Annotated in this window: 1 protein-coding gene; it reads right to left on the bottom strand. The window is 61.2% G+C overall.

Annotated features, from left to right (window positions below; genetic code table 11):
- Window positions 1-316 precede the first annotated feature (316 nt).
- On the bottom strand, window positions 317-1,978 hold the full coding sequence (locus ACFTSA_RS24335) for an APC family permease (protein WP_377954683.1): 1,662 nt from the start codon (window positions 1,976-1,978) through the stop codon (window positions 317-319).
- Window positions 1,979-2,096 lie beyond the last annotated feature (118 nt).

Below are 2,096 nucleotides of genomic sequence, written 5' to 3' on the forward strand. Positions count from 1 at the left end.
GCGGCCATCAGGGTGTTCATGAGGGCGTGCAGGGTGTTGTTGACCCGGTCGGTGAGGTGGGCTGACCTGTAGGCCTGCCAGAGCTGGTAGGCGCCGCCGGCCAGCAGCACGGCGGTGAGGGTCCAGGTCATTGCGGGGATATGGAACACGCGGATCACGCCCTACTGGATTGAGGTGGGTATTGGAGTGTGGGTTCGGTCCCCGATGCGGGTGCCTGTAGCACCGGGGACCGAAGATTATGGGGAAAAGCTTTGGGTGGGGAAACGACCGGTCCGCGATGCCGCCGTCGGGCAGCACCGCGGACCGGCTGCTGGGGCTATTCCTTCTCCAGCTCCAGTTTTTTCTCGCGTCCGAGTTCGTCGAGCTCTTGGTCCAGGTCACCGGAGGCGTGCTGGCGCTCCATGTCCCTGACGTCGTCGAGGTCGATCGGGTGCAGCGGCGCCGGGTCCTCTTCGTCAAGGACCGGGCCGTGGCCATCCTCGGCAAGAACGACGTGGCCGATGGTTTCGTACTTGAGCGGATCGGTTTTCCGGAAGTAGAGCGCCAGACCTGCCCCCGTGATAAACAGCCCGGCGGCGATGTAGGGGATGAGCTTGAACAGCAGGGACGACGATGCAGGTCCGGCCGCCGTGTCCAGGTTCAGGAACATCAGGATGACAACGGCCAACATACCCGCCCCACCAATAATGGGGGCAACCTTGGTACGCCAGAAGCTTTCTTCCGGATGGTGCTTGCGGAAGTAGTTGAACACTGCCGCCATGGTTACGGTCTGCACAATCACGAGCATGAATGTCCCCAGGATCGCCAGAAGGGCGAAAACATCCAGGTAGGGGTCCTTATTGAAGAACCAGAATCCGAGGATCCACAGGATGGCGATACCTGTCTGCAGGAATGACGCGATGTGTGGTGATCCGTGCTTCTTGTGGGTCCTGCCAAGCATGCCCGGCAGGATGCCTTCGCGTCCGAGGGAGTACATGTAGCGTGAGGCCGCGTTGTGGAAGGCCATGGCGCAGGCGAAGGATCCGGTCATCATCAGCCATTCCATGACCAGGACCCAGCCGTGGCCGACAAAGACGTCAGTGGGGTGGAAGAACATGTCCAGCGGGTTGGCGCTCTGCGCCAGGGCGATAGCTCCCTGGGCGCCGTTGCCGGCGACGGACATCCAGGAGACGAACGTGTAGAAGACGCCGACGCCGGTGACCGCGATCATGGTGGCGATCGGAATAATCTTCTTCGGGTTCTTGGATTCCTCCCCGTACATCACCGTCGATTCGAAGCCGGTCCAGGACCAGAATGCGATGAACATGGCCAGCCCCGGCGCGGCGGACTGCAGCCCGTTTGGCGAGAACGCAATGGCCGGATTCAGGGTCTCCGGCATCAGCCCGTCGGGGCCGCCGCCCTGGAAGAGGACGCCGAAGGCCATGATGGCCAGGATCGCGATCTCCGTGAACAACAGCAGGGTCAGGATTTTCGCTGCCATGCTGATCTCAAAGAAGGTCAGGAAGCCGATGATCAGCAGGCCGCCCACGGCGAAGACTACCCAATGGATGTCCAGGCCCAGCTGATCCTTGAAGGCCAGATGACCGAAGTACGAGAAAATGCCGATGATGCTGGCTTCAAAAACGATGTAGCCGAAGGTCACCATGAAACCGGTTCCGAGGCCGAGCACGCGCCCCAAACCACGGGAGATGAAGCCGTAGAACGCGGCAGTCGAGGTCACATAGCGCGCCATCGTGACATAAGCGATCGCAAAGACGGACAGGATCAAGGTTGCCCAGATATACGTTGCCGGCGTTCCGGTGCCGACACCGAAACCGACCGAAATCGGGACGTTACCACTCATCACAGTGATGGGTGCGGACGTCGCGACCGCCATGAACACCACATCCCACAGCCCCAGGGTGTTGGCTTTCAGCTTCCCCGACTTGGAACCGCTCGTGGCGGTACTCGAGCTTGCCGTAGCTTGTTGCCGGCTCATCGTTCTCCTCCCATGCTGCAGTGGCCGGTGGTGGTGGTGCGGGTTTCGGTGGGGAGGTTGAGGGTGGGGTTTTGGTTGAAGAAGCCGTGGGGTTCGAGCATGAAGCCGATGTTTTGGC

The sequence above is a fragment of the Arthrobacter sp. NPDC057013 genome, assembly GCF_042674585.1.
GTDB lineage: Bacteria > Actinomycetota > Actinomycetes > Actinomycetales > Micrococcaceae > Arthrobacter.